The sequence below is a fragment of the Gordonia sp. McavH-238-E genome (genome assembly GCF_022348225.1).
In the GTDB taxonomy this organism is placed as follows: Bacteria; Actinomycetota; Actinomycetes; order Mycobacteriales; family Mycobacteriaceae; genus Gordonia; species Gordonia terrae.
In genome coordinates, this window is the sequence record NZ_JAKRFE010000008.1 from 110,732 (window position 1) to 137,262 (window position 26,531).

At 67.7% G+C, this 26,531-nt stretch carries 28 protein-coding genes; 19 read left to right on the plus strand and 9 right to left on the minus strand.

Features of this window, described 5'->3' with window-relative positions; genetic code table 11:
• Positions 1-78: 78 nt before the first annotated feature.
• Positions 79-450, minus strand: coding sequence for a hypothetical protein (locus MHN80_RS13800; RefSeq protein WP_239402314.1), 372 nt, complete (start codon positions 448-450; stop codon positions 79-81).
• Entirely contained in the window at positions 447-815 is a 369-nt protein-coding gene (locus tag MHN80_RS13805; protein ID WP_064570467.1) for a nuclear transport factor 2 family protein, read from the minus strand. The genes MHN80_RS13800 and MHN80_RS13805 overlap by 4 nt, the downstream gene beginning before the upstream one ends.
• A 115-nt stretch (positions 816-930) precedes the next feature.
• On the opposite strand from MHN80_RS13805, the gene MHN80_RS13810 reads away from it, so the two are divergent.
• The 13 genes from MHN80_RS13810 (at position 931) to MHN80_RS13870 (ending at position 13,463) form a co-directional block, all read left to right on the plus strand.
• A complete protein-coding gene (locus MHN80_RS13810; protein WP_064570468.1) occupies positions 931-1,719 on the plus strand; it encodes an enoyl-CoA hydratase/isomerase family protein in 789 nt (262 codons plus the stop codon).
• Positions 1,720-1,765: 46 nt separating this feature from the next.
• Complete coding sequence (locus MHN80_RS13815; protein ID WP_239402315.1) at positions 1,766-2,158, plus strand: Zn-ribbon domain-containing OB-fold protein; 393 nt, start codon at positions 1,766-1,768, stop codon at positions 2,156-2,158.
• Positions 2,155-3,303, plus strand: coding sequence for a thiolase family protein (locus MHN80_RS13820; protein WP_239402317.1), 1,149 nt, complete (start codon positions 2,155-2,157; stop codon positions 3,301-3,303). The genes MHN80_RS13815 and MHN80_RS13820 overlap by 4 nt, the downstream gene beginning before the upstream one ends.
• Positions 3,304-3,329: 26 nt before the next feature.
• Entirely contained in the window at positions 3,330-4,532 is a 1,203-nt protein-coding gene (locus MHN80_RS13825; protein WP_239402318.1) for an acyl-CoA dehydrogenase family protein, read from the plus strand.
• Positions 4,529-5,506, plus strand: a complete 978-nt coding sequence (locus tag MHN80_RS13830) for a phosphotransferase family protein (RefSeq protein ID WP_239402320.1) — start codon at positions 4,529-4,531, stop codon at positions 5,504-5,506. The genes MHN80_RS13825 and MHN80_RS13830 overlap by 4 nt, the downstream gene beginning before the upstream one ends.
• 74 nt (positions 5,507-5,580) lie before the next feature.
• On the plus strand, positions 5,581-6,783 hold the full coding sequence (locus tag MHN80_RS13835) for an acyl-CoA dehydrogenase family protein (RefSeq protein ID WP_239402321.1): 1,203 nt from the start codon (positions 5,581-5,583) through the stop codon (positions 6,781-6,783).
• A complete protein-coding gene (locus MHN80_RS13840) occupies positions 6,780-7,532 on the plus strand; it encodes an SDR family NAD(P)-dependent oxidoreductase (protein WP_239402322.1) in 753 nt (250 codons plus the stop codon). The genes MHN80_RS13835 and MHN80_RS13840 overlap by 4 nt, the downstream gene beginning before the upstream one ends.
• 10 nt (positions 7,533-7,542) lie before the next feature.
• Positions 7,543-8,337, plus strand: coding sequence for an SDR family NAD(P)-dependent oxidoreductase (locus MHN80_RS13845; protein ID WP_239402323.1), 795 nt, complete (start codon positions 7,543-7,545; stop codon positions 8,335-8,337).
• A 70-nt stretch (positions 8,338-8,407) separates the two neighbouring features.
• Positions 8,408-9,901 (plus strand): class I adenylate-forming enzyme family protein, encoded by a 1,494-nt coding sequence (locus MHN80_RS13850; RefSeq protein ID WP_239402324.1) that lies wholly within the window; start codon positions 8,408-8,410, stop codon positions 9,899-9,901.
• Positions 9,902-9,922: 21 nt separating this feature from the next.
• A complete protein-coding gene (locus tag MHN80_RS13855) occupies positions 9,923-10,258 on the plus strand; it encodes an EthD family reductase (RefSeq protein ID WP_239402325.1) in 336 nt (111 codons plus the stop codon).
• Positions 10,255-11,322: an MBL fold metallo-hydrolase gene (locus MHN80_RS13860; protein ID WP_239402326.1), complete on the plus strand. Its 1,068-nt coding sequence runs from the start codon at positions 10,255-10,257 to the stop codon at positions 11,320-11,322. Before MHN80_RS13855 ends, MHN80_RS13860 begins: the two co-directional genes overlap by 4 nt.
• A 51-nt stretch (positions 11,323-11,373) precedes the next feature.
• Positions 11,374-12,411, plus strand: coding sequence for an NADP-dependent oxidoreductase (locus tag MHN80_RS13865; RefSeq protein WP_239402327.1), 1,038 nt, complete (start codon positions 11,374-11,376; stop codon positions 12,409-12,411).
• Between the two features lie 2 nt (positions 12,412-12,413).
• Positions 12,414-13,463 (plus strand): alcohol dehydrogenase catalytic domain-containing protein, encoded by a 1,050-nt coding sequence (locus MHN80_RS13870; RefSeq protein WP_239402328.1) that lies wholly within the window; start codon positions 12,414-12,416, stop codon positions 13,461-13,463.
• A gap of 44 nt (positions 13,464-13,507) precedes the next feature.
• On the opposite strand, the gene MHN80_RS13875 is transcribed toward MHN80_RS13870, so the two are convergent.
• The gene (locus tag MHN80_RS13875) at positions 13,508-14,830 is read right to left on the minus strand and encodes an FAD-dependent oxidoreductase (protein WP_239402329.1); all 1,323 of its coding nucleotides are present in this window, start codon (positions 14,828-14,830) and stop codon (positions 13,508-13,510) included.
• Between the two features lie 116 nt (positions 14,831-14,946).
• Between MHN80_RS13875 and MHN80_RS13880 the strand changes: the two genes are divergently transcribed.
• From MHN80_RS13880 to MHN80_RS13890, 3 genes are all read left to right on the plus strand, one after another.
• Complete coding sequence (locus MHN80_RS13880; RefSeq protein ID WP_239402330.1) at positions 14,947-16,362, plus strand: MFS transporter; 1,416 nt, start codon at positions 14,947-14,949, stop codon at positions 16,360-16,362.
• A gap of 65 nt (positions 16,363-16,427) precedes the next feature.
• A complete protein-coding gene (locus MHN80_RS13885; RefSeq protein ID WP_239402331.1) occupies positions 16,428-17,351 on the plus strand; it encodes an adenylate/guanylate cyclase domain-containing protein in 924 nt (307 codons plus the stop codon).
• A gap of 296 nt (positions 17,352-17,647) precedes the next feature.
• Complete coding sequence (locus MHN80_RS13890; protein ID WP_239402332.1) at positions 17,648-17,785, plus strand: hypothetical protein; 138 nt, start codon at positions 17,648-17,650, stop codon at positions 17,783-17,785.
• Between the two features lie 88 nt (positions 17,786-17,873).
• Here the strand turns inward: MHN80_RS13890 and MHN80_RS13895 are convergent, their stop codons facing one another.
• The 4 genes from MHN80_RS13895 to MHN80_RS13910 are packed head-to-tail and all read right to left on the minus strand — an operon-like array spanning position 17,874 to position 20,942.
• Complete coding sequence (locus MHN80_RS13895) at positions 17,874-18,962, minus strand: sulfate/molybdate ABC transporter ATP-binding protein (protein ID WP_239402333.1); 1,089 nt, start codon at positions 18,960-18,962, stop codon at positions 17,874-17,876.
• Positions 18,959-19,780 carry an ABC transporter permease gene (locus tag MHN80_RS13900; protein WP_064570485.1) on the minus strand — a complete coding sequence of 274 codons (822 nt, stop codon included), beginning with the start codon at positions 19,778-19,780 and terminating at the stop codon, positions 18,959-18,961. Before MHN80_RS13900 ends, MHN80_RS13895 begins: the two co-directional genes overlap by 4 nt.
• Positions 19,777-20,544, minus strand: coding sequence for a molybdate ABC transporter substrate-binding protein (gene modA / locus MHN80_RS13905; protein ID WP_239402334.1), 768 nt, complete (start codon positions 20,542-20,544; stop codon positions 19,777-19,779). The genes MHN80_RS13900 and modA overlap by 4 nt, the downstream gene beginning before the upstream one ends.
• Positions 20,541-20,942, minus strand: coding sequence for a molybdopterin-binding protein (locus MHN80_RS13910; RefSeq protein WP_004018975.1), 402 nt, complete (start codon positions 20,940-20,942; stop codon positions 20,541-20,543). Before MHN80_RS13910 ends, modA begins: the two co-directional genes overlap by 4 nt.
• A gap of 281 nt (positions 20,943-21,223) precedes the next feature.
• Here MHN80_RS13910 and MHN80_RS13915 point away from each other — a divergent pair, with 281 nt between their 5' ends.
• Positions 21,224-22,258: an ATP-binding cassette domain-containing protein gene (locus MHN80_RS13915; protein ID WP_239402335.1), complete on the plus strand. Its 1,035-nt coding sequence runs from the start codon at positions 21,224-21,226 to the stop codon at positions 22,256-22,258.
• Complete coding sequence (locus tag MHN80_RS13920; protein ID WP_004018977.1) at positions 22,258-23,103, plus strand: ABC transporter permease; 846 nt, start codon at positions 22,258-22,260, stop codon at positions 23,101-23,103. The genes MHN80_RS13915 and MHN80_RS13920 overlap by 1 nt, the downstream gene beginning before the upstream one ends.
• A gap of 36 nt (positions 23,104-23,139) precedes the next feature.
• Here MHN80_RS13920 and MHN80_RS13925 read toward each other — a convergent pair whose 3' ends face one another.
• A complete protein-coding gene (locus MHN80_RS13925; RefSeq protein WP_033206251.1) occupies positions 23,140-24,303 on the minus strand; it encodes an ROK family protein in 1,164 nt (387 codons plus the stop codon).
• A 677-nt stretch (positions 24,304-24,980) separates the two neighbouring features.
• On the opposite strand from MHN80_RS13925, the gene MHN80_RS13930 reads away from it, so the two are divergent.
• Positions 24,981-26,057: a sigma-70 family RNA polymerase sigma factor gene (locus tag MHN80_RS13930; protein ID WP_239402336.1), complete on the plus strand. Its 1,077-nt coding sequence runs from the start codon at positions 24,981-24,983 to the stop codon at positions 26,055-26,057.
• Positions 26,058-26,079: 22 nt separating this feature from the next.
• Here MHN80_RS13930 and MHN80_RS13935 read toward each other — a convergent pair whose 3' ends face one another.
• Entirely contained in the window at positions 26,080-26,496 is a 417-nt protein-coding gene (locus MHN80_RS13935) for a VOC family protein (protein WP_064570487.1), read from the minus strand.
• Between the last annotated feature and the right edge of the window lie 35 nt (positions 26,497-26,531).

The following is a 26,531-nucleotide window of genomic DNA, read 5'->3' on the forward strand; positions in this document are numbered from 1 at the left end:
GACCAGGACACACCCGCCGAGAACGCGAGGTGCCCCGCGCCCACACGACGGCGGACACGGGGCACTTCGACGGACAACTCAGCCGAACGAGACCTCGGGAGTACGCGCGATGAGCAACCGACGCACCGAGCCGGCGGCGTCGACCTGTGCGATGGCGGAGAACGATGCCTCGAAGGCGCCATTCCTCGTCGTGCGGCCGAGCACCATCTCGTGACCGGCCTCGGTCACGCCGACATCGATGTGGTGGACCAGCGTGCTCTTCTCCCGCTGTGCGAGGTAGCCGACGAGGCCGGCCCGGTCCCCGACGAATTCGGCGGACTCCCCGCCCCCCTTGGAGAACTGCACGGACATCACGAAGTCGTCGGCGATCATGCCGAGCACGCGGTCCGGGTCATCGGAATCCATGTACTCGAACCAGCGGGCGAGAGTCGGGGTCGGGGCGGTGGTCATCGTTCCTCCTGCTCATCGGGAATCAGGGCAAAGTCCGGACTGAAGGTCACCTGATAGCGGGCGACGAGTCCGTCGCCGTCCAGATGCATGACACCCACGAAGAAACCCGTTGTGAGGCTGCCGTTCTCGGTCACCTTGCCCTGGGCGAACTCGAGATCGCGGTCACCCGCGGTCCGCTGCACGACGTGCTTGCGGTTGACCGGTGGCCGATTGCGCAGATACTCGAGCATGCGGTCGCGGCCACGGCCGCGGTTCTCGCCACCGGGCAGGACCATCGTGAACTCGACGTCGGCGGCGAGCAGGGCCATCGCATCCTCCAGCCGCCCGCTGTCGACCGTGGCGTAGTACTTTTCGATCACAGTCATAAAGTGAACTTAGTTCAGTAGGCTTTCCGGTGTCGAGTGTTGACTTCCACCCTGCTCGGCCGTTACAACTGAAGTGAATCCAGTTCAACTTGCTCGTCCGTCAAGGAGAAACTCAATGATCGACACCGACCACATCATCCTCGAGAAGGACGGTCCCGTCGCCCGCGTGTGGCTGAACCGCCCGCACAAGAAGAACGCCGTCACCCCGGAGCTGCTGCACCGTCTCGACGAGATCATCGTCGAGGTCGACAACGACCCTGATCTGCTCGTACTCGTCCTGCGCGGCAAGGGAAACCAGTTCTGCTCCGGATTCGACCTCGACATCCTGCTCAGCGACTTCGTCGGCACCACCAACGCCATGGACGTCGCCGTGCTCTCGGCCAAGGTGTGCGACCGCCTGTACTCGATGAACACCCCGTCGGTCGCGGTCCTCGAGGACTACGTCACCGCCGGCGGTTTCGAGCTGATGATCTCGTGCGACTTCGCCATCGCCGCCGACGACGCCCGGATCGGCGACTTCCACATCCGCCGTGCGCTGTTCGGCGGCGCAGGCCCGATCTACCGCCTCCCCCGCATGATCGGCATCCGTAAGACCAAGGAGCTCATGCTGACCGGCAAGCTGCTGTCGGGCAAAGAGGCGACCGACTGGAACCTGATCAACGCCTCGGCGCCGGCTGCCGAGCTCGACCAGCTCGAGGCCGACTTCATCGCGCCACTCATCGACAAGAGCCCGTTCGCGATGAAGCTCACCAAGATGACCATCGACCGTGGTCTCGACGCCGACATCCAGTCGCTCATGGTCATGGAGCACCTCGCGGTCGGCAACGCGCTGCAGTCCGAGGACGCCAAGGAAGGCGTCAACGCGTTCCTGAACAAGCGTGAGCCGAAGTGGGTCGGTCGCTGACCGGTTCGGCCGACTGATTTCTCGAGACGGAATGGATGGGAGGGACATGACGGAGAACGATCGCGTACTCATGGGTTCCGAGTGCAGTAACTGCGGCACAGTCGGTTTCCCGGCCACCGCGCACTGCGCGCGGTGCGCGACCGCGACGGCGGCGCCCCGGGCACTGAGTACCCAGGGCACGGTGTGGACCTACACGGTCCAGCGGTTCGCACCGAAGTCGCCTCCGTATGTCCCCCCACCCGAGGGCTTCTCGCCCTTCGCGATGGGTTATGTCGAACTGCCCGAGGGCATTCGCGTCGCGGGCATCCTCGACTGTGAGACCTTCGACGGGCTCATGGGTGCCCCTGCCGTTCTCATCGCCACCGAACCCGTACCCCGTTTCGCCGTTCACCCGGACGAATCGGCTGACGCGACGATCCAGGAAGGGGAGACCCGATGAGCGACGTGAACATCATCGGCGCCGGGCTGTCGAAGTTCGGACGCCAGCCCGGGACGAGTGGCCGGCAGATGGCCGTCACCGCCATCGGAACCGCCCTCGACGACGCCGGGATCTCCTGGCCCGACGTCCAGGTCGCCTTCGGCGGCAGCGACGGAGCCGGTTTGGCCGACACCCTCGTCGCCGAACTCGGTTTCACGGGAATTCCGTTCACCAACGTCAAGAACGGTTGCGCCACCGGCGGGAGCGCCTTGGTGTCTGCCGTGAACGCGATCCGGTCCGGCGCGGCCGACATCGCACTGGCGGTCGGCTTCGACAAACACCCACGCGGCGCGTTCGATCCGATGCCCGCGGAATGGGGCCTCGACGACGGCTACGGCGACGCGGGCCTGATGGTCACCACGCAGTTCTTCGGCTCGAAGATCGCACGCTACATGGGCGTGCACGGCATCACCCCGCCCACGCTGGCGAAGGTCGCCGAAAAGGCCTACCGCAACGGCGCACTCAACCCCAACGCGTGGCGGCGGGAGCCGATGACCGCCGACGAGATCGCCGGTGCCGCGATGGTCAACGATCCACTCACGCGGTACATGTTCTGCTCCCCGGGTGAGGGTGGCGCGGCGGTCGTCGTCGCGAGCGCCGAGGCCACCCGCCGCCTGGGCGCCCGTGGCGTGCAGGTCCGCGCGATCAGCCATCGGACACGACGCTTCGGATCGTTCGAGGTCTTCAGCCCGGCCGTGCAGGGCACCGGTGAACCGGTCAGCGTCACCGCCGATGCCGCGACCGCCGCCTTCGAACAGGCCGGCATCGCTCCCGGCGACGTCGATGTCGCGCAACTCCAGGACACCGAGAGCGGTGCCGAGATCATGCACATGGCCGAGTGCGGTTTTTGTGAACATGGTGCGCAGGAGCAGTGGATCACCGAGGGGCGCACCGAGATCGGGGGTGCCTTCCCGGTGAACACCGATGGCGGTTGTATCGCCAACGGTGAACCGATCGGCGCGTCGGGATTGCGTCAGATCCACGAGATCGTCACTCAGCTCCGCGGCGACGGCGGCGACCGTCAGGTACCCGGAGCGCCGAAGGTGGGTTTCACCCACGTCTACGGGGCACCGGGCATCAGTGCCTGCACTGTGCTCACCGTCTGAACCACAGCACTCGCGATCGGATCGAGATGACCACCACCCTCCCCGACCTGGCCACCTTCACCGCCGAGGCCCGGACGTGGCTGCGCACCGTCGCCTCGCCGACCACCGACACCGGGTGGGGCGAGGGCAGCGACTCCGTCGCGGTGTTCGAGAACTGGACCACAGCGGAGGAACGAGCGCACACCGACGCGGTCGCGGCCTACGAGAAGGCGAAGTTCGACGCCGGATGGGGCGCGCTGACCTGGCCCGAGACATTCGGCGGCCAGAACCTGCCGGTCGCCCACGAGCTCGCCTTCCGCGCCGTCGAGGAGGAGTTCGATGTCCCGCGTCGTACCGAGATGTTCTCGGTCACCCAACAACTCGTCGCCCCCACGATCGCGCAGTGGGGAACCACCGACCAGCAGGACCGTTTCGTCCGGGCGATGCTCCGCACGGATCTGATAGCGTGCCAGCTCTTCTCCGAGACCGAGGCCGGTTCGGACCTGGCGGCGGTCCGCACCCGGGCGGTCGCACGCGACGGCACCTGGGTTCTGAACGGACACAAGGTCTGGACCTCCGGAGCACGCGTCGCCGATTACGGGGTGGCCGTCTGCCGCACCGATCCGGCCGCCCCCAAGCACAAGGGACTGACCGTCTTTCTCGTTCCGATGGACGCACCCGGGGTCACCGTCCGGCCCATCAGGCAGATGACCGGCGGTACGTCGTTCAACGAGGTCTACCTGGAGGACGTGCGACTCACCGACGAGCACCGACTGGGGCCGATCGGTTCGGGTTGGCCGGTTGCCCTGACCGTCCTGGCCGCCGAGCGACTCGACGGTGCCGGTCTCGGTCTCGCCAACGCCGATCGGGCCGTCGAACTGGCCCGGCAGCTCGGCCGGCCTCTGACCGACTTCGAAGCAGACCGGGTCGCCGACCTCGTCACCCGGGGATTCGTCCAGCGCATCGCCGGCATGCGCGTCGCGCAGACAATGGTGAGTGGGGCCGAACCGGGTCCCGAGGCGTCGATGGGCAAGCTACTCGCGACCGACACCATGGCACGTACCTCCGAGGTGGTCCGGTTACTACTCGGACCCGAACTGGTCGCCGATCACGGCGGATGGGGTCGATATGCATGGACCGAGCACGTACTCGGCGCGCCCGGTTATCGCATCGCCGGCGGTACCGACGAGATCCAGCACAACATCATCGCCGAGCGCGTGCTCGGACTCCCGAAGGAACCGCGACTGTGACCCTCTACTCGACTCCCTCTCTGGAACAGCGCGTCTCGACCCGACTGCGTACGGCACACGGACTGGCCGTGACGTCGTTCGCCACCCTGCCCGGCGGTCACTCCGGCCTCACCTACCGGGTGGAAACCGACGGCGGCAATTTCGTCGTCAAGGCGGTACCCGAGGGACAGCGGTCGGTGGGCCGCCACGACATGATGCGGCAGGCCGCCATCCTGGCCGCGCTCGCCGACACCGACGTACCGGTGCCGAAGGTCCTGCAGATCGACCGCGACGAGCCGGCCTGGTTCGCCATGGAACTCGTGGCCGGCGAGTCATTGGAACCGGTTCTCGACGACCCGCCAGTGCTCCCGGATCTCGCTGCCGCCCGGATGTTGCGGGCTGCGGAGATCCTGCCCCGACTGCACGCCGTGGATCACCGACGCATCCCCGATACCGGTGATGTCCTCTCTCCCGCAGACGAACTCGAGCGCTGGGCTCGCACGCTGCGCGCGGTGCCGGCCGAACTGGTCGACGGCGGCGAGGAACTGCTCGCACTGCTGACTCGGTGCATCCCGAAGGCGATCGATCCGGTTCTGGTCCACGGCGACTACCGCCTGGGCAACATCATCTCGGCCGGCCCCGAACCGGTCGCCCTCATCGACTGGGAGATCTGGAGCATCGGAGATCCCCGCGTCGAACTCGGGTGGTTCCTCGTCTTCGCCGACGGGACCAACTTCCCGGGTGTGGGACGCGAGGTCGCCGGCCTCCCCTCCGCCGGTGACCTCGTGGCCGCCTACACCCGGGACACCGGAATCGAGCTGCCCGAGTTGACCTGGTTCGACGCCCTGGGCCGTCTCAAGATGGCGGCGATCATGGGCCACAACCTCCGTCGACATCGGGAGGGACGCCATCACGATCCGGACCAGGAGAAGCTGCCGGACACCATCTCTCGACTCATCGAGACCGGCACCGAACTGATGGCCCGACAGCGTTGATCCCCAGCCGATGACACCGATCTCCTGACCGGATTCGTCCGGCATCACCGACCACCCAGCCTGGAGGCTTCACCGTGGACTTCTCCTACTCCGAACGGACCCGCGAGCTCGCCGCACAGCTCGAGGAGTTCATGACCGACCACGTCTATCCTGCCGAGCGGGTGTACGACGAGCAGATCGCCGAGAACGACAACCCGCACGAACAGCCACAGATCATGCGCGATCTGCAGAAGCTCGCCCGCGATCGCGGCCTGTGGAACCTCTTCATGACCCACGATGGACTGGGCGCCGGACTGACCAACCTCGAGTACGCACCGCTCGCCGAGATCGTCGGCCGGTCCATCATCGGCAACGAGACGATCAACTGCTCCGCCCCCGACACCGGCAACATGGAGATCCTGGCCATGTACGGCACCGAGGCGCAGAAGCAGCAATGGCTGAAGCCGTTGTTGGATTGCGAGATCCGGTCCGCCTTTGCGATGACCGAACCGGCCGTCGCATCGTCGGACGCGACGAACATCACGTCCACGATCGCGCGCGACGGTGACGACTACGTCCTCAACGGCCGGAAGTGGTACACCTCAGGCGTTCTCGACCCCGACTGCAAGCTCATCATCTTCATGGGCAAGTCCGATCCCACGGGTCCCACTTACCGTCAGCAGAGCATGATCCTGGTCCCGTTCGACACCCCGGGTATCGAGGTGCTCCGCGATCTGCCGATGTTCGGCTTCACCGACCGCCTCGGCCATGGCGAGGTGCAGTTCACCGACGTGCGGGTGCCTGCCGAGAACATGCTCGGCGCGGAGGGCGACGGGTTCGCCATCGCCCAGGGGCGCCTCGGCCCGGGCCGCATGCACTACGCGATGCGAGCGGTCGGCATGGCCGAGCGGGCGCTCGACATGATGTGCAAACGTTCGCTGGAGCGCCACGCGTTCGGCGGGCCGCTCGCCCACCGCGGGGTCGTCCGGGAATGGATCGCGCGCAGCAGGATCGAGATCGATCAGATCCGGCTCCAGGTCCTGTACTCATCGTGGCTGATGGACACCCAGGGCAACGCCGCCGCCCGATCCGAGGTCGCCGCGATCAAGGTCTCCGCCATGGAGGTCGCGCACCGCGTCGTCGACCGCGCCGTGCAGACCTTCGGCGCCGCCGGGGTCAGCAACGACACCGTCCTCGCCCGCCTGCATGCGATCACGCGTGCCCTGCAGATCGCCGACGGCCCCAACGAGGTCCATCTCCGCACCATCGCCCGACTGGAGGTCAAGAAGCACTCATGAGTACCGATCTCACCGGGAAGGTCGCCCTCGTCACCGGCGCGAGTCGCGGGCTCGGGCTCGCGATCGCCCGCGGCCTGAAGGAGGCGGGTGCGACCGTGATCGTGTCCAGCCGCAAGCCCGACGCCTGCGCCGAAGCCGTCGCCGCTCTCGAGGACGTCCCCGGGCACGCGCACCCCCTAGCCCTGCACGTGGGCCGCTGGGACGAGCTCGAGCCCGCAGTCGACGGCATCATCGAACGTCACGGCAGCCTGGACATCCTCGTCAACAACGCCGGGATCGCCCCGCTCGCCGACAACCTGGTGTCGGTTTCGGAATCGCTGTGGGACAAGACCATCGAGGTGAACGTGAAGGGGCCGTTCCGACTGATGGCCGTCGCGGGCGATCGGATGCGCGCCGCGGGAGGCGGTTCGATCATCAACATCTCGAGTATCGGTGCCGTCCGGCCCAGTCCCGCGGAGGCGATGTACGCCGCGGCGAAGAACGGACTGAACGCCCTGACCCAGGCCTTCGCCCAGGAGTACGCGCCGACCGTCCGCGTGAACTGCGTCATGCCGGGCAGTTTCGCGACGGACATGGCCGAGAACTGGGACGACGAGTTCATCGGTCTCGTCACCGACCGCCTGCCCGCCGGCCGGCTGGGACGGCCGGAGGAGATCGCGGGGCTCGTCACGCATCTCGCGAGCGACGCCGCCGGTTACACCACCGGCGCACTGATCCCGGTCGACGGCGGCCGCACCGCGGTCTACTGAGGAGGCCACAGTGACCACCACGACCACCACGACCACCACTGAACACGCTCTGTCGGACCTGTTCGGACTCGCCGGGCGCACCGCGATCGTCACCGGCGCGTCCTCCGGACTGGGCCTGGGCTTCGCCTCGGCGCTGGCGTCCGCCGGCGCAACAGTTTTCGCGGCCGCGCGTCGCCTCGACCGGCTCGAACAACTCGCGGAGAAGTACCCGTCGATCGTGCCCGTCCGGTGTGACGTCACCGATGATGCGAGTCGCCGCAACCTCGTCGACGAGGCCTTCCTCGCCACCGGACGGGTCGACGTGCTGGTGAACAATGCCGGGATGGCCGGTCCGCCCGACGCCGAACAGGAGACGCCGGAGGGGTTCTCGGCGATTCTCGACCTGAATCTGCTGGCCGGTTTCCACCTGTCGACCTATCTTGTCGGTCGGCTCGGCGATGAGGCCACGGCATCGATCATCAACATCGCGTCGGTCATCGGCCTGGTCTCGACCGCCCCGATCGGCGGTGCCTCCTACGCCGCGTCGAAGGCCGGGACCCTGGGCATGACACGCGAGCTGGCGGGGCAGTGGGGCCGGCGCGGCATCCGTGTCAACTCCGTCGTGCCCGGCTGGTTCGACACCGAGATGACCGACGGACTGTTCACCAACGACAAGTCGGCCGGGTGGGTCCGGCGCAACACGATGCTGGGACGCGGTGGTCGCGACGGTGAGGTCGACGGCGCGGTCCTGTTCCTGGCGTCCGACGCCGCCTCGTATGTCACCGGCCAGACCCTCGTGGTCGACGGCGGCTGGACGGCCCGATGACGGCAACCCGGATCGGCTCGGGCCCGAGGAGTCGAAGAGTTACGTTGGAGATGTTCGGAGGTGAGGTGAGATGAAGACACTGGCAACAGAACTGATCGATCGTGCCGCCACGGCGCCGGACCAGGTCGCGGTCATCGACCGGTTCGGGGAGCACCGGCTCGGCGACGTGGTCGACACCGCCCAGGCGATCGCCGATGCGCTCGCCACGCACGACGCGGCCGCACCCACCGTGATCGTCCAGGCCGACAACACCTGGCACACGCTGGCCTGCGCGGTCGGTGTCGGTCTTCGTGGCGGTCTCGTCGCCGTGTTCAGTCCACATGCCACGGCGTCGGAGTTCGACCTCGCGGTGGAGGACATCGCCCCCGACGTCGTCATCGCCGACGACGATGTGCTGGCGCACTGGGGTGCCGACGACGGACGTTTCGGTTCCCGACTCGCCGCTGGGTCGCATCGCACGGTACTGGCTCGACCGGACTTCGGTCCCATCGCTCGCTGGTCGGGCGGCACCGCCATCGCGATGACTTCCGGTTCCACCGGACGGCCGAAATGCGTAGTGCAGTCCGAGGAGGCGATTCGGTACGCGGCCCAGAGCACCATCGACGCAGTCGGTCTCCGTGCCGGCGACGCGATCGGTGCCTTCGTGCCGCTCTCCTCGGTCGCGGCCTTCTGCTTCGGTATGTACCTTCCCGCGTTCCTGGGCGGCACGATGGTCTGTATCGATCGGTGGACACCGGCGGGTGCGCTGACCGCCATGCGCGACCACGAGGTCGCCTGGACCATGCTCGTTCCCACGATGGCACTCCAGTTGTCCATCGCCGATGGTTCCGACACTCCCCTCACGGCGCTGCGGGCCATGACCGTCGGGGGCGGACCCATGAACGTCCGCGCACTGTCCGAGGCCGAGGAGACACTGGGCACGACGTTCCTCCGCGTGTTCGGGATGTCGGAGTGCCTCGGGCACACCACACCACTCCCCTCCGACCCTCGCGAACGCCGGCTCGGCAAGGACGGCAAGCCATTTCCCGGTACCGTGGTCCGCGCCGTCGACGCATCCGGCGCCACCCTGCCCGCCGGGGAGATCGGCGATGCACAGGTTCGCGGACCGTCGTTGTTCGTCGGCTACGCCCGGGACGGGAAGCCGCACCCGCCGGAGCTGACCGCGGACGGATTCCTGCCGACGGGCGACCTCGTGGAGGTCTCCGATGACGGTTTCATCCAGGTCATGGGACGCCAGAAGCAGATCATCATCCGCGGTGGGCGCAACATCGACATCAACGAGGTCGAGAGCGCCATCGCCGGCATCCCGGGTGTCGTACAGGTCTGCGTCGTACCCGTACCCGATGACATGCTCGGTGAACGCGCCGCGGCCCTCGTCGTGGCAGGCGGAGCCGAGATGACCCTGGCGGCGGTCACCGACGAGCTCGACCGATCCGGTTTCCCCAAGTTCAAATGGCCCGAGTACGTGTTCGCCGTCGAGGACCTTCCCCAGAATCGAGTCGGCAAACTCTCGCGGCCCGACGCCATCGCGCTGGCCACCCGGCTCGCCGGCCAGGCCGTGTGAAAATCTTCAAGAGGAGCAACAATGTTCAACCTCATGGTGCTGGCATCGCGCCCCAGCGACTGGACCCACGACCAGTTCATCGAGTGGTGGCGCGGCGAGCACGCCGACGTCACCTACCCGTTGCCGGGTCTGCTCCGATGGCAGCACACGGAGATCGTGGAGGGTATCGACGAGAAGTCGTCGGGATGGGACGGATTGTCGGTGCTGAGCTTCGAGTCGCGAGAAGCACTCGACGCCGCACTCGCGAGCCCTGAGTGGAAGGCGGCCGTCGCCCACGTCGGCAGCATGCGCGGGCGTCGGATGATCTGGTACGGCGACGAGATGACCATGGTGCCGCTGACCGAACCGACGTCGTGACCGTCGGGAGTTCCTCGACGACGTGGCTCGAGGCGGGATGCCACCCCGTTGTCGACGGCGTTCACCGGATCCCGCTGGCTCTACCGCAGGACGGCCTGCGAGCGGTCAACATCTATGTGCTCGAGACAGATTCGGGTATCGCGCTCATCGACGGCGGCTGGCACCGACCGGACACCCACCGCGAACTCACCGAAGCACTTGCTGTCATCGGACGCACCCCCGACGAGATCCACGACGTCTTCGTGACCCACATCCATCGCGACCACTACACCTTCGCGGTGGAGCTACGTCGACGACACGGATGTCGTGTCCACCTCGGGGCGGCCGAGGCCCCGGGCCTGGCCGAGATCGCCCGCGTCGACAGCAACGTCCCGACGTCGTCCCTGCGTGAGGTCCGGCGGGCCGGTGCTCTCGAGCTTGCCGACACCGTCCACGCGATGACGATTGCCGAACCGTTCTCCATCGCGGACTGGGAGCAGCCCGACAGTTGGCTCGAGCCAGGACTCCTCCCTCTTCCCGGCCGACGTGTCGAAGCGGTTCACACGCCCGGCCATACCAAGGGACACATCGTCTTCCACGATCACGATCACCGGCTGTCGTTCACCGGCGATCACATCCTGCCGACCATCACGCCCTCGATCGGTTTCGAGCTCGGCGACTGGGAGATGCCACTCGCGAAGTTCCTCCGGTCTCTCGAACTGCTCGTCGACGATCGCGATCACACCATCGCGCCCGCGCATGGCGCCGTGGGTGGCCAGATCGGCGCTCGCGCAGAGGTTCTCCTCGCACACCATGAGCACCGGTTCACCCAGATCGTCGATCTGCTCGCGGGTCACGGACGACCACTACCGGGACATGCGGTGGCACAGCGTCTGCCGTGGACTCGACACAATCGCCCCTTCGGCGCACTGGACACGTTCAATCAACTGATCGCCGTATGCGAGACGATGGCGCACCTCGATGTACTGGTGGACCGCGAGGTGGTACGCGTCGATGCTCGCGACGGAGTGGAGCACTTCGGCGTCCGCGGCTCCCACCGCAGCGAAACCCCGACCCCGCTCTGACCGGACTCACGTCCGGCCGCCGCAGCTCACCGTAGGAGAACGCAGGAGATCATGGCCAACCGACAGCTGTGTCTGGCACGCCGGCCGGAGGGCGCGCTGCGCGCCGACGACTTCGACATCGTCGAGACACCGGTGCGCACGCTCGCCGACGGCGAGGTCATGGTCCGCAACACCTGGCTGTCGATCGACCCGTCGCTACGCATCCGGCTGGAAGCCCAGACGCCGGACGGATATCTCCCGCCGTTGGCCATCGGTGAGCCGCTGGCGGGTCTCGCCCTCGGCGAGGTCGTCGAGTCCCGGTCCCCCGATTTCACGGTGGGCGATCTGGTCTCGCACACGCAGGGGTACCGCGACCTCGCGATCCTCGGTGGCGACGCCGGCACCCTCGGTGGGTACGGCGCCCCCACCCGGATCGAGCCGAGCGGCTTCCCCGACCACTGGTTCCTCGGTCCCCTCGGTAGTTCCGGCCTCACCGCCTACGTCGGCGTGACCGTGATCCTCGACGTCGAGGCCGACGACACGGTCTGGGTGTCCGCGGCCGCGGGGGCGGTGGGCAGTCTGGTCGCGCAGCTGGCACGGCAGCGCGGTGCCACCGTCATCGGATCGGCGGGCAGCCCGCCGAAGGTGGATCATCTGCTCTCCCAGCTCGGCCTCGACGCGGCGTTCGACCATCGCGCGCGGCCTCTCGCCGAGTCACTCGCCGAGGCTGCTCCCGCGGGCATCACCGCGTACTTCGACAGCGTCGGCGGCGCCCATCTGACCGCCGCGCTCGACGCGATGCGGGCCGGCGGCAGGATCGCCGTGTGCGGCGCCATCTCCGGTTACGACGCCGGGGACCCGGTTCCCGGCCCCCACAACCTGTTCCAGTTGGTGGCCAAGAGCATCCGCATGGAGGGCTACCGGGCCGGCTCGTTCAACCACCTCACCCCGGCGATGCAGGAGGAACTCGGCGATCATCTGTCCGCCGGACGGATACGGTTCGACGAGAAGGTCTTCGACGGCCTGGAGTCCGCACCGGCAGCCATGATCGCGATGCTGCACGGCGATCACCTCGGCAAGACGCTCGTGACGCTCGACGAGAGGAACTGATCATGCGCGCCGTTCAGCTCGTCGAATGGGGAGCCCCACCAGAGGTCCGGGAGATCGACGACCCCGAACCCATCGGCGCCGAATTGGTCCTGAGCGTCGACGCGGCGGGGCTGTGCCTGTCGGACATTCACGTGATGGACTCCGGCGCGGGCATTTTCGACTATCCGCTCCCACTCACCCTCGGCCACGAGACCGCCGGCACGGTCGTCGGGGCTGGGCCGTCCGCGGACTCGTCCTGGCTCGGCAGGCGCGTGGTGGTGCACGGCATCTGGGCCTGCCGGCGATGCCGCAATTGCCGTCGCGGACGGGAGAACTACTGTCTGCACCTGGCGCGGGTCCCGGGCGAGCCCCTACCGCGTATCGGGAATGGCCTGGGCCACCATGGTGGACTCGCCGAGAAGCTGCTCGTGCCGTCGGATGAGGTGCTCGTCCCGACCGGCGACCTCGACCCGGGGCTCGCCGCTCCCCTCGCCGACGCCGGATTGACGGCCTTCCACGCCATTCGGATGAACCTGGACGTCGTGGACGAGTCGACCGTCGCGGTCGTGATCGGCGTCGGCGGGCTCGGCCACATGGCCGTGCAGATCCTCTCGGCATTGGGCGTCTCCGCGGTGATCGCCGTCGATCAGCGTCCGGACGCGCAGGCCCTCGCGTCGACGCTGGGGTGTATCTCCGCCCACGCCTCGGTCGACGAGGCTCGTCCGGCTGTGCGCGGTCTCGGCGGCGCCGACCTCGTTCTCGACTTCGCCGGCGCACCATCGACGGTGGAGACTTCCCTGGAGCTCCTCGGACCCGGTGGGCGGCTCGTGGTGGTCGGCACGGCAGGCGGACGCGTACTCGTGGGCAAAGACCTCGGACTCGCCCAGGGATGGCAGGTGGGTGCACCGTTCTGGGGCACGCGATCGGACCTGTCGGCGGTGGTCGAGCTCGCCGCTGCCGGCCGTTTGTCCGCGGAGACGGTGGAATTCACGCTCGAGGATGCGCCGAGGGCTTACGAGCTGCTTCGGCGTGGGGAGGTCGCCGGGCGGGCCGTGGTGCGTCCGAACGGATGACCCTCTCGGGGCGCCTGCGGCCCGCGACTCCCCGCCCGTGACCGCTAGGCCGAAGCAGCGGTGTCGGCCGCGGCGAGACCAAAGACCAGGGCTGTCGCCAACCCGCCGCCATAGGCGCGGTACCACAGACCGCCGGTGTCCGACCCGGCGGCGAGCAATCCGGGGATCGGATCACCGGACCCATCGGTCACGCGGGCGTTCTCGTCGATCCGGATGCCGACGAACGGGAAGGTGACCGCCGGGACGGTCTCGATGACGTAGTACGGCGGCTCGTCCAGCGGCATCGGGTCCAGCGCACGCGGGACCGATAGCGTGCCGTCGCGCACAGCCGTGTTGTACGACTCGATCTCGGCGGCGATGACCGCGCCGTCATAACCCCATTCCTCCGGGAGATACTGCAGTTCGTCGAGGGATTCCGCGACCCCGACGCGGCCGCCTCGCTTGCTCGCCAGCGCGAACTTGTCCGGTGCGATCGCACCTTCGACGTACGCCGTCGTCATCCAGTCGCGATGGACTCGCGCGTCGCCGATCAGCAGGCCGCGCGCCTCCGGTTGCGCGAGCAACTCCATCGTCGTCAGGTGGTCGGCGAGCGACTCGTCGGTGAACCGCTTGTTGTCGAGGTTGAACAGCAGCGCGTGCTCGCTGTAGTACAACGCCAGTTCGACGTAATCCGCGGCGGTGAACGTGATCTCGCTGGGGATGAGATGGCCGTAGAAGCCCGCGCCGGCGGTGCCGAAAGCCGCCCCGGCCGCGGCCGCGAGACGCAGCCCGCCGCCGCGGCTGTTCGGATTCGATCGAAGTGCGGTGTTTCGCGCCGATGGATGCAGGTGACGCGCACGCAGATCCGGGTCGGCCTGGAACCCGCCGGTGGCGATGAGCGTGTGCCTCGCCTCGATCTCGCGGGTCGACTCCCCGGGGCGCCGGACGACGGCACCGACGACCGCGCCCGCCGACATCAACAGCTCTTCGGTGTCCGTGCCCAGGAGCATCTCGCCACCGTGGTCCGTCACGGTCCTCCGACACAGGTCGACGTAGTGGTTGGTGTCGAACCGATGACCGCGGCCGTAGCTCAGAATCCGCTGCGCGGGACCGACATCGGCGCCGAACTCGCGCAGCCAGTGGACGGCGGGACCGAAGCCGTCGACCAATCGCCGACGCAACACCGGGTCGCCATCCGGGTTCTGCTCGGCCATCACCTCGTGGTCGGGCATCGTCCACGCGTAACCCGCGTACCGGGCGGACCCGCCCACATCGTCGGCGACGTCGACCAGACACACAGACAGGCCCTGGGTCGCAGCCCTGGCCGCCGCGGTGCAACCAGCCATACCCGCGCCGATCACGAGAAGGTCGACGCCGTTGTCTGTCATGTCTTCTCCTCGCTCGGAAACCGTTCGCGGCTTCTGCCCATGTCCGCCCCTTGACTCGGCGCGTACCTGCCACCTTAACTGAGTTCACTTCACTATGTCCCGGAAAGGGGTGGATCGTGTCCGACGGCAAGGTCGCGCCGGAATTCCCCCTCGACGGGGTTCATCACTCTCACCGTCCGACATTCCTCGTTCTCGCGGTGGCTGTTTCGTCGATGGCGATGCTGCAGTCGGTGGTGATCCCGGTGCTACCGGCACTCCAGCGGGAGTTGGGCACCGACTCGGTCGGCATCACGTGGGTCCTCACGTCGTTCCTGCTGTCGGCATCGGTGTGCACCCCGATCATCGGACGGTGCGGGGACCTGTTCGGCCGCAAGAGAGTGTTCGTCTGGTGCCTCGTGGTCCTCGCGATCAGCACTGTGATGGCAGCATTCGCCACCACTCTGGCGGCCATGATCGTCTCGCGCGTGCTGCAGGGAGTCGCCGGCGGTCTGTTGCCCGCCGCGTTCGGCATCGTGCGCGACGTCTTCCCTCCGGCGCGTGTGGCAGGTGCAATCGGGTCCATCGCCGCACTGATCGCGGTCGGTTTCGGGATGGGGATCGTCATCGCGGGACCAATTGAGTCGACGTTCGGCGTCAGGTGGCTGTTCGGCCTGCCGTGTGTGGTGATCGCGCTGGCGGCGGTCTGCGCGGCAATCGTGGTCGCACCGGACAGCACACGCTCGTCGGACGCGCGGGTGAACTGGCCCGCCGCAGTCGTTCTCGCGGGTTGGCTCCTCACGCTGCTGGTCGCCATCAGCCGGGCGCCCACGATCGGGTGGGTGTCGTGGCAGTTCGCCGGGCTGGTCGCCATGGCGATTCTGCTCTTCGGACTGTGGCTCGCCGTCGAACTCCGAAGTGCGGTACCCCTCATCGATGTCCGGATCATGCGGGAGCCGACCGTGTGGGCGGGCAACCTGTCGTCCTTCCTGCTCGGGGTCGGGATGTTCGCCGCGTTCACGGCGTTGCCGCAGTTCCTCCAGGCGTCCCAGACGGACGGGTTCGGGTTCAGTGCGTCGAGCACGATCGCTGGACTGATGATCATGCCCATCTCGGCCGGGATGTTCGTGCTGGGACTGTTCGCCGGTCGCCTGACCCGACGATTCGGCGCCCGACTCCTGCTGATCAGCGGCTCCCTCGTCGCATCTGTCGGCTACCTGGCGCTCGCGGCCGCGCACACCGCTGCCGGCCTGATCTACGTCTGGTGCACAATCGTCGGTGTCGGACTGGGACTGGCGTTCTCCGCGGTCTCCAACCTGGTGATCGCCGCCGTCCCGCCGGACCAGACGGGCGCCGTCAGTGGAATGAATGTCAACATCCGAACAGTCGGCGGCGCGGTGGGTGCCGCACTCATGGCCAGCCTGGTCACCGTCGGTGGCGACGCCCCCGGCGCACCGTCGGACGTCGGATACACGCTCGGGTTCGTCATGATCGGTGTTGCCGTCGCCCTGTCCGCGGCGGCTGCGGCGGCTGCGGCGGCTGCACCTTCTGCGTGACGAGCGGGTCGGGCGCCCCGTCTGCCGCTATGCTGAGCCGACGCCGGAGATGGGACTCGGATCGGATGAACGACGCCTCGGAAGCGCGGGACCGCCCCCGCTACACTCGCGACGAACTGGTCGCCGAACTCGGACTGTCCGCCGATTTCGCCGAGAAGGCCTGGAATGCATTCGGTTTCGTGCGTCAGCCTTCCTCGGACAAGGTCTTCTCCGATCGCGACCTCGCCGCCCTGCGCATGTTCGCGTCCTCCTCGTCGGCGATGCCGGAGACCAGCCAGATCGCGATGGCCCGAGCCATCGGACAGACGATGTCCCGGCTGGCAGAGTGGGAAGCCGACCTGCTGCGTGACATCGTCGACGACCCCGCGGTGCCGTGGGACTTCGACCAGATGAGTCTCGCGCTCGGCCAGATCCAGCAACTCATCTGGCGTCGGCACATGGCGCAGGCGATCGAGCGTCACACCGATCACTCCGACGACGAGGAGATCGATCTGATCGTCGGCTTCGCCGACATCGTCGGTTATACAAGCCTTTCCCGGCGCATCGATCTGAATGACCTGGAGTCCCTGCTCGGCTCGTTCGAGGACGACACCTTCGACGTGGTCGTGGATCATGGTGGGCGCGTCATCAAGACCCTCGGCGACGCGGTCATGTTCACTTTCGACGACGCCCCCGCCGCGGCGAGTGCAGCACTGGAGATCCATCAGCTGTCCACGGACGACAGTCTTCCCCCGTTGCGGGTCGGCATGGCGCGAGGTTCCGTCCTCGCCCGACTCGGAGACGTCTTCGGCGAACCGGTGAACATCGCCTCGCGTCTCGCCGGGTCGGCCCGTCCCGGAACCACACTCATCGACGACGCGATCGCCGACCAGCTCGGTGGTGACGACCGCTTCTACCTCAAATCGATACCGACACTGCGCGTCCGGGGCTACAAACATCTCAAGGCCCGCGTGCTCGAAGCCCACCGCGACGGGCCGCTCGGGGAGTGAGCCACCGGCGTCATCGCACATCTATGGTGGTTCGCGAAGTCAGAGCGGGAGTTTGTCCGACTTGGTTCTCGATCCAGCAGCCGTCGGGGGCGTCCGCGACCTTCTGCCGACACGAGTGCAGGCGCAATTGGAAGTCGAGGCCCCAAAGGCCGGTAACCCTGTCCTGAACTTGACCCGGACGCAGTGGACGGGGATGGCACGTGGACCTGCCGAAACACGTGCCGAGGGCATCAGCCGCTGGATTCGAAGTGTATCCGACGAGTTCGGCGATCGAGAGTCGAACGAGCGTCCAGATCGTGCTGTTTCTGGTCGGCCTGCGTCGTCGGACCTACCTCTCGGATTCGATCTTCGACACACTCGAGTTCGAGCTTGCCTGCGTTCCGTCCGCCGCCGCTTTCGGGCTCGGCCTCGTCGTCGGCGGCGGGTTGTCGTAGCGTCGCTTCGCTTGATCCCCCACCGCCAGATCTCAACTCGACCGGCAGACTTCGATCGAAGTCTGTCGGTCGAGTTGAGGTCTGGCGGTCAGAGCGAGCCCGGGCCCACGGCGCTGATCCGCACTTCACTCGCCTTGACCACCAGGTAGACCGCGAGTCCGGTGACGAGCCCGAGGTCGGCGACCGCCGCCCAGGTGACCTCGGCCGCGACGAGTTGCTTCCCCACCTCGGCGGTCACCACGGCGTGGTCACCCCGGGGCGCGATGTCACGGACGCCGGCGGCCAGCGTGGTACGCGGACTACCGTGGGGCGCTTCGAGGTAGACGGCGACGGCCCGTGGCGAGAACGTGGCAGCGGCGCCCGCACCCGGTTGTGGCCCGTCGTCACCGGCGCTGCCGACGACCCGATTGCCTGACGGGTCGACGACGGCGTCGTCCGCGTCCAGGATGCCCACGAACAGGTTGAGCCCGGACAACGACGCCGCGAAACGACTTGTGGGACGTGTCAGAACATCGCGCGCGGAGCCGGATTCGACGACGCGGCCGCCCTCCAGGACCATGATGTCGTCGCACAGCCCGAGGGCGTCCACCGGGTCGTGGGTGACCATGATCGTCGTGCGGTCCCGGTCGGCGAGAAGAGTACGCAGCAGTGCTCGCAACCGGCTCGCGACGTCGACGTCGAGTGCACGGAAAGGCTCATCCAACAGCAGTATTCGCGGTTGCGCGGCGAGGGCCCGAGCGATCGCGACGCGTTGTGCCTGCCCACCGGAGAGCTGGTGCGGCTTGCGGTCGGCGAGGTCGGCGACCTCGGTTGCCGACAGCCAGCGTTCCACTCGTTCCCGGATCTCCGACCTCGTCAGACGCTGCGCCGCAGGCGCGAACCCCACGTTGTCGGCGACCGTCAGATGCGGGAAAAGGCGAGCATCCTGCGACAGCAGTGCGATTCCGCGCCGGCTCGGCGGCACGAACGTCGTGGTGTCGCTGAACACCCTGTCGCCAAGAGTGATCCGGCACCGGTCATCTCGGCGCAGCAGGCCGGCGACAACGCGCAACATCGTCGATTTGCCCGCACCGTTCGGCCCGACGACCGCGGTGGTCGTGCCGGCGGCGAAACGGTGCTCGACGCGCAACGCGGGCACTGTGAGGTCGATGGACACCTCCAGATCCACTCCGGTCACAAGCCACCCCCGAGACGCGACCGGCGGCTGTGCACTCCCACGACGACGACCAACGACACGGCGACGAGGATGAGCGACAACGGTATCGCGGCCTGTGGGTCGTCGATGGCCGACACATAGATGGCCAGCGGCGCGGTCTGGGTCACCCCGGGCGCATTTCCGGCGAACGTGATGGTCGCACCGAACTCCCCCAGCGCCCGCGCGAAAGCGAGTACCAGGCCCGCGACGAGAGACGGCAGGACCAACGGGAGGGTGACCCGCCACAGGGTCCGGGTCGGACCGGCACCCAGGGTTGCGGCGACCTCCTCGTATCGCGTCCCGACGACGCGCACCGCGCCTTCGACGCTGATCACGAGGAACGGCAGCGCCACGAAGGTCTGTGCGAGCACGACAGCCGCTGTCGTGAACGCGATGTCGAGGCCGGCCGCGTGCAGGTGCTCGCCGACGATCCCGAGCCTGCCGAAGGTGTACAGCAATGCGAGACCGCCGACCACGGGCGGTAACACCAAGGGCAGCAACACCAGTGCGCGGAGCACTCGGATGACCGGACCGTCGTGTCGCGCGAAGATCAGCGCCATCGGCACCCCGACGATCAGGCAGATGACGGTGCTGGCACCGGCGGTGATCAGCGACAATCGCAGTGCGTCGAGCGACGAGGGTGACGAGATCTGCTCGACGAAGGTGGCCCACGGCGAACGGAGTAGGAGCGCCAGTGGAGGGAGGACGATCAGTCCGACACCGATCAGTGCCAGGCCGTACGTCCACCCGGGCAACCCCGCGGGGTCGCGTCGTGAACGGATGAACGAACTGATGGTCAAGGCGCTCCGAAGCCGGCCTCGCGCAGGATGCGTTGACCATCCGCGCCGCGGACGAGGTCGACGAATTGCTCGGCGAGGTCGGCGTTGCGGGCCCCGGTGAGGGTCGCGATCGGATAGGAGTTCACCACGGCCGCGAAGGCCGGATCGGTCACGGTGGCCACCTTGTCACCGACTCCTCGGGCGTCGGTCACGTAGACCACACCCGCGTCCGCCTGGCCGGTCGTCACCTTGGTCAACACCGCGCTCACCGACTGTTCCTCGGAGGCCGCGTCGACGGTGACACCGGTGTTGCGCTCGACGGTCTCGGTCGCGGCACCGCACGGCTGAGCCGACTGGCAGATCACCGCCGTCACGTCGGGCTTGTTCAGGTCGGCGAACGACGCGATACCACGGGGATTGCCCGGCGCCGTGACGATCACGAGTGTGTTCGTGGCGAAGACCGCCGGGCCGACGGCGAGATCGCCGAGTTTGTCCATGTTCTTCTCGTCGGCACTGGCGAACACGTCGGCAGGCGCGCCCTGCTCGATCTGGTTGGCCAGCGTCGACGAACCGTCGAACGAGATGCGCACCGTGACCCCCTCGTGCTGTTCCTCGAACTCGTCGGCGATCGCGGTGAACGTCTTCTTCAGCGAGGCCGCCGCCGACACGTCGAGGGTCGTCGAGGCGGTGGAGTCGGTGGAGTCGGTGTCCGTTCCGCCGGACGACGAGCACCCCGCCACGAGCAGCAGTCCGGTCGTCGCGACCGCGACGGCAAGCCTTCTCATCTGTTCTCCCGGTTGGTCTCGACGATCACGGTCGTCGCCTTGACGACGGCCGTGGCCACGACGCCGGGCCGCAGATCGAGTTCGCGAACGGCGTCCGCACTCATCAGCGACGTCACTTCGAACGGTCCGCACTGCAGGGTCACCTGGGCCATCACCACATCCGTGCGGACGTCGGTGACGAGCCCGGTGAACCGATTGCGAGCCGAGCGTCCGACCGATGCCCCGTCGTCCGGTGCGACCGCGCGCTCGCGGGCGAGGGCGGCGAGCCGCGCCCCGTCGACGGTGGCGACGGGTCCGTCGTCGGAGGCCTCCAGGACGCCGGTCGCGACCCAGCGCCGGACGGTGTCGTCACTGACGCCCAGCAGCGCGGCGGCGTCCCTGATTCGAATTGCGGTCACTGCGACACCGTACCCGCATCAGCGGAGATACGGGCGCGCTATCTCCGCGTACGAGCAAACCACTGCAATTGACCTCAACCGAGCTTGAGGTTCTACGCTCGAATCCGATCCGGCCGTCGGATTCCTGGTGCCGATACCGATGAGTTCGGTGCGGGAGGACGGTCTGACCTCTCGACGATGACCACCACACCCCGAAGGTGCCCTGAATTGTTCCCCGACGTCACCCGGACGCCACGAAATTCGGTCGCGGCTGTCACACCCCATAGATACCGTGGAGAATCATGAGCTCAGTCACAGTTCCCGCCACCGCACCGGGAGAAGTCGCGACGTCCGACGTCGCCATCGAAGCCATCGACCTGGTGAAACGCTTCGGCGATTTCACGGCGGTCGACGGTGTGAGTTTCACCGTGCCGCGAGGCTCCGTGCTCGGCCTGCTCGGCCCCAACGGCGCGGGCAAGACCACCACCGTCCGCATGATGACCACGCTCTCACCACCCACGAGCGGCACGGCGCGCATCGCAGGCTACGACGTCCGCGAGCAACCCGGGATGGTCCGGCAGAACATGGGCCTGACCGGACAGGCCGCCACGGTCGACGAGATCCTGACGGGTCGCGAGAACCTGCGCATGATCGGCGGGCTCTACGGCATCGGACGCAAGACCCTCGCGCAACGTTCCGACGAGCTCCTCGAGCAGTTCTCGCTCGCCGACGCCGGTGACAAACAGGTCAAGTCGTACTCCGGCGGCATGCGTCGTCGGCTCGACCTCGCGGTCAGTCTGCTGGCCACACCGCCGGTGCTCTTCCTCGACGAGCCGACGACCGGCCTCGACCCGCGCAGCCGCTCCGAACTCTGGGAGGTCCTGCGCGAACTCGTCGCCGACGGCACCACGCTGCTGCTCACGACGCAGTATCTCGAGGAAGCAGATCAGCTCGCCGACGACATCGTCGTCATCGACAAGGGCACGATCATCGCGCACGGCACGTCACTGCAACTCAAGGAGCAGGCGGGCTCGGCCAGCCTGGTGCTGACCGTTTCGCACGCCGACGATCTACCCGCCGCGGAGGCCCTGCTGCGCAAGAACGGTGCGGAGGTGTTCGTCGACGTGGCGGCCCGCCGGCTCACGACCGCCGCTGCCGGCCTGGGCGACCTGCCACGTGTTGCGGCCTGGTTCGACGAGAGCGGCATCGCCGTCGACGACTTCGGGCTCTCCCGTCCGAGCCTCGACGACGTCTTCCTCTCGCTCACCGGCCACCGTGCGGAGGAGTCCAGCAACGCCGAGGACACCGACAACACCACCGACGAGGAGCGTTCCTGATGACGACCACGGCACACACCCACGCGGTGGTCGCGGACAAGCCGCGGATCCACCCGACCACGATCTGGCAACAGGCCTGGATCATGGTCAAGCGCAACATGATCCACACCAAGCGGATGCCGGAGATGCTCTCCGATGTCACCATCCAGCCGATCATGTTCGTGCTGCTGTTCGCCTACGTGTTCGGCGCGTCGATCCAGACCGACTCGGCGTCGTACAAAGAGTTCCTGCTCCCGGGCATCATGGGCCAGACGATCGTGTTCACCGCGTTCATCGTGTCCACCGGTATCACCGCCGACCTGGAGAAGGGCATCATCGACCGGTTCCGATCGCTGCCCATCCAACGGTCGTCGGTGCTGATCGGACGCAGTATCGCGAGCCTGCTGCACAGCTCGATCGGCATCGTCGTCATGGCTGTGACCGGCTTGGCCATCGGCTGGCGGATCCGCGGCTCGTTCGGTGAGGCGGTCCTCGCGTTCGCGCTGCTCCTGCTGTTCGGCTTCGCGATGATCTGGTTCGGCATCCTCATCGGATCGTGGCTGCGGACCGTCGAGGCCGTCAACGGCTTCATGTTCTCGGTCCTGTTCCCGATCACGTTCCTGTCGAACGCGTTCGTCCCGACCGAACCGATGCCCACCTGGCTGCGGACGATCGCCGAGTGGAATCCGATGTCGTCACTGGTCCAGTCGTTGCGTGTGCTGTGGGGCAACGGCCCGGCCTTCGGTTCGGACGCGGCGCTCCCCATGCAGTATCCGGTTGTGGCCACCCTGATCTGGACGGTTGCGCTGACGCTGATCTTCGGTCCGTTCGCGCTGCGCGCCTACAACAAACGAACCTCGGACTGACCCACCACCCGACCGGGGTTCGTCGACGCGACCCGCTCAGGCAGTCAACGTGATTGCCTGCAGCGGGTCGCTGTATATCGCGTCGAGCGATACCGCGCCGGCGGCCTGCTGCTGCACGGTCGCCCCCGAATGGGAGACGCGCACATCACGTTTGGACACGATCGAGGTCTCCCGCACGGCACGGGCCACCGTGGGCAGTCCGGCCGCGTAGTCGGTGAAGGCCTGACCGCCCAGGATGATGTGGTCCGGGTTGAAGATGTCGGCGATGAGCCCGACCGTCCGTCCGAGCACCTCCGCGCGCTCTTCGAGCAGACGACGCGCCGTCACGTCACCGTTGCGCGCCAGAGCATGCACGTCCTCGACGTCGACCACCGAGAGACCAAGCGCCCGAGCTGCTTCCACGACACCGGTGTCGCTGACCGCGGGTTCCAGACGACCGGTCCGGTTCGGATCGAGCAGAGTTGTCGAGCCTGTCGGGAAGTGCCCGATCACCGGCGGACCGGCGGTCGGGGTGTGCACGGTCCCGCCGACGCTGAAGGCGATGCCGAGCATCTCGCGCGCGTAGAAGTAGAGGAAGCTCGACTGCTGATCGTCGGGATTGAGTACGAGTTCGGCGGCGGCCATCGCCTCCACGTGGGACGCCACCGACACGGGCAGTCCGACGGCCTCGGCGATCGTCCGGCCGACCTGGGCACCCTCCCAGCCGAGCCGGGGGTGGTCGACGACACCGCCGTCGGCCACGCGTCCACCGAGCGCGACGCCCACCCACAGCACCCGCCGGCCCGTCCAGCGCTCGGCGAAACGCCGGGCGCTGACGCCGATGGCGGTGAGCGCTTCTTCCGGCGAGTCGGCGTGCGGGGTCGGGATCTGGATGGCACCGACGACGCGGTGCAGCAGGTCGTGGGTCGTGATCGCGGTGACCTTGTAGCCGATGTGGATGCCCAGCGTGAGGAACTCGGAGATGTTGACCTCGAAGGGCAACCGCGGCCGTCCGATGGCGCCCGACGGCGCGAGGTCGGCCCGTTCACGGATCAGGCCCGCCTTCAGCAGCGCGCTCACCTGACGATTGACCGTGGAGATGCTGAGCCCGGTGCGCTCGGCCGCGTCGTCGCGGAACAGCGGGCCGGACAGTCGGGCGGCCCGGAGGACGAGTGCCGCGGGTTTGGTCGACAACTCCAGGCGCGGCGTTGCGACGTGCACCCGCTGGTCCCCCTTCACTGGTCCGCGTCGGTCGGCGACCGGACCCGGGGTCCGAGTCGGCGGTACGGAAGTCAACGGTACGGGCTGGCGGGTGCCCAGAGGAGCGCGACGCACCGCGCGGGTGACCGGCTGACGCCGGACAGGAGAGGCGGGGGCGGTGCGCAGGGTGCGGGTGGAGAGTTCGGGCAGTGTGGCGGTCATGATCGTCCTCGTCGAAAGACCCCGCGGGTCGCGGGGCGGAAGCCGGAAGCTGGTGCTCTGAGAAGAGACTCGAGAAACGACGCCCCGGGGAGGAGATTGACTCGGCGGGGGTCGGTCAGCGCATTCGACGGCAACAACAGAGAACGCGTGCAAGCGGCAGACGACAACCCAGCGCGGTGGTCACATAGGTGACCTCCGTGAGGCTGTGGTCGGCACTTGTCATGCGGATCAAGCTAGCAACGCGACCCCGCACCGGCAAGCCCGTCCGGCCCTCGCTCATGGGCGTCGACGACCGGTCGCACACGCGTCCACCGGCGAGAATAGGCCCGTGGCGCGGCACGGACAGGGGTTGCACTCACCCTGATTCGAACCCGTTCGGCGTCCGGTGGTCCGACCTGCGGACCGAGGAGAAGCGGACCGTGGTCGGCTTGGCCACTCGGGTCGAGCCTGTCGGTGCACCCCGGTAGATTGTGAGCATGACCACAACCACTCCCGCGGCTGAGTCCGGCGCCGTGACCGACGCCGAGTTCCTCGAGGTCAGCGAGCCGTTCCGGCGCGAGATCATTGCGCACTGCTACCGGATGACCGGCTCCCATCACGACGCCGAGGACCTCGCCCAGGAGACCTTCCTCCGAGCATGGCGCGGCTACGCGAAGTTCGACCATCGGGCATCCGTGCGCACCTGGCTGCACAAGATCGCGACCAACACGTGCTTGACGGCTCTACAGAGTTCGCAGCGGCGGCCACTTCCCTCCGGCCTCGGCGGCGACGCCTTCGACCCCACGGACGACCTGTTGCAGAACCACGAGGTGCCCTGGCTCGAGCCGTACGCCGGCACCACCGACGAGATCGCGCCCGGCGACGACGCGGACCCCGCATATGTGGTCGGCGCCCGCGAATCGGTCCGACTCGCGTTCATCGCCGCACTGCAGCATCTGCCCGAGCGGCAACGCGCGGTCCTCATCCTGCGCGACGTGCTGCAGTGGCGCGCCGCCGAGGTCGCCGACACCATCGGTGTCACGACCGCCACCGTGAACAGCCTGCTGCAGCGGGCTCGTGAGCAGGTCAAGACCGCACGGCCGCAACAGGATTCGACCGGAAACGGCGCCGCGACGACACTCGACGACGATGCAAAGCGCGAACTCCTGGCCCGCTATGTGTCGGCCTTCGAGCGCTACGACGTCGACGCCATGGTCGAACTGTTCACCGACAAGGCGATCTGGGAGATGCCGCCCTTCACCGGCTGGTACCAGGGCGCGGAGAACATCGGAACCCTCATCCGCCGCAATTGCCCGGCCGAGAAGGCCGGCGATCAGATCCTGTTGCCCACCACCGCCAACGGACAGCCCGCGTACGGGTTGTACATGCGCGAACCCGACGGCGTCCACCGTCCGTTCCAGCTCCAGGTGCTCGAGGTCGACGCCGCCACGCAGAAGGTCAGCCATGTCGTCGCCTTCTTCAGTGCCGACATGGAAGCCGACTTCGCGCGCTTCGGGCTCCCGGCGACTCCGTACGACGCACCGGCACGTTCCACGGCGAGCCCCTGGCACTGACCCCGGCCCGAGGGTCGTGCGGTCAGTCGACGGCGGTCTGCGGGATCTGCGACGGGTCCATCCAGACGACCTCCCAGGCATGACCATCCGGGTCACAGAAGCTACGGCAGTACATGAAGCCCAGATCTTCCGCCGCCCGGAGTGCACTGCCGCCGCACCCGAGCGCCGCATCGGCGAGCCGGTCGGCGTGTGCTCGACTGTCCGCGGAGATCGCCAACAACGACTCGCGACCGGCCGCCGGATCGGCGACGGTCCCCGCCGCGTACCCCGCGAATCGTCGTCGCTGCATGAGCACGACCATCGCCGAGTCGTTGATCATCATGCAGGCACTCCCCGCGTCGCAGAAGATCTCGTCGAAGTGAAACCCGAGCGTGCCGAAGAATCGGCGCGACCGCGCAACGTCCACGACGGGCAGGTTGACGAACAGCATCGGCGTCACAGGCGCACTCCAGACATGTCGGGGGGTCAGGGATA

Excerpts from the sequence above, each read along its gene's own strand:
- MHN80_RS13800 (WP_239402314.1), bottom strand. The coding sequence starts at position 450 with ATGACCACCGCCCCGACCCCGACTCTCGCCCGCTGGTTCGAGTACATG.
- MHN80_RS13805 (WP_064570467.1), bottom strand. The coding sequence starts at position 815 with ATGACTGTGATCGAAAAGTACTACGCCACGGTCGACAGCGGGCGGCTG.
- MHN80_RS13810 (WP_064570468.1), top strand. The coding sequence starts at position 931 with ATGATCGACACCGACCACATCATCCTCGAGAAGGACGGTCCCGTCGCC.
- MHN80_RS13815 (WP_239402315.1), top strand. The coding sequence starts at position 1,766 with ATGACGGAGAACGATCGCGTACTCATGGGTTCCGAGTGCAGTAACTGC.
- MHN80_RS13820 (WP_239402317.1), top strand. The coding sequence starts at position 2,155 with ATGAGCGACGTGAACATCATCGGCGCCGGGCTGTCGAAGTTCGGACGC.
- MHN80_RS13825 (WP_239402318.1), top strand. The coding sequence starts at position 3,330 with ATGACCACCACCCTCCCCGACCTGGCCACCTTCACCGCCGAGGCCCGG.
- MHN80_RS13840 (WP_239402322.1), top strand. The coding sequence starts at position 6,780 with ATGAGTACCGATCTCACCGGGAAGGTCGCCCTCGTCACCGGCGCGAGT.
- MHN80_RS13850 (WP_239402324.1), top strand. The coding sequence starts at position 8,408 with ATGAAGACACTGGCAACAGAACTGATCGATCGTGCCGCCACGGCGCCG.
- MHN80_RS13855 (WP_239402325.1), top strand. The coding sequence starts at position 9,923 with ATGTTCAACCTCATGGTGCTGGCATCGCGCCCCAGCGACTGGACCCAC.
- MHN80_RS13865 (WP_239402327.1), top strand. The coding sequence starts at position 11,374 with ATGGCCAACCGACAGCTGTGTCTGGCACGCCGGCCGGAGGGCGCGCTG.
- MHN80_RS13870 (WP_239402328.1), top strand. The coding sequence starts at position 12,414 with ATGCGCGCCGTTCAGCTCGTCGAATGGGGAGCCCCACCAGAGGTCCGG.
- MHN80_RS13875 (WP_239402329.1), bottom strand. The coding sequence starts at position 14,830 with ATGACAGACAACGGCGTCGACCTTCTCGTGATCGGCGCGGGTATGGCT.
- MHN80_RS13885 (WP_239402331.1), top strand. The coding sequence starts at position 16,428 with ATGAACGACGCCTCGGAAGCGCGGGACCGCCCCCGCTACACTCGCGAC.
- modA (WP_239402334.1), bottom strand. The coding sequence starts at position 20,544 with ATGAGAAGGCTTGCCGTCGCGGTCGCGACGACCGGACTGCTGCTCGTG.
- MHN80_RS13915 (WP_239402335.1), top strand. The coding sequence starts at position 21,224 with ATGAGCTCAGTCACAGTTCCCGCCACCGCACCGGGAGAAGTCGCGACG.
- MHN80_RS13920 (WP_004018977.1), top strand. The coding sequence starts at position 22,258 with ATGACGACCACGGCACACACCCACGCGGTGGTCGCGGACAAGCCGCGG.
- MHN80_RS13930 (WP_239402336.1), top strand. The coding sequence starts at position 24,981 with ATGACCACAACCACTCCCGCGGCTGAGTCCGGCGCCGTGACCGACGCC.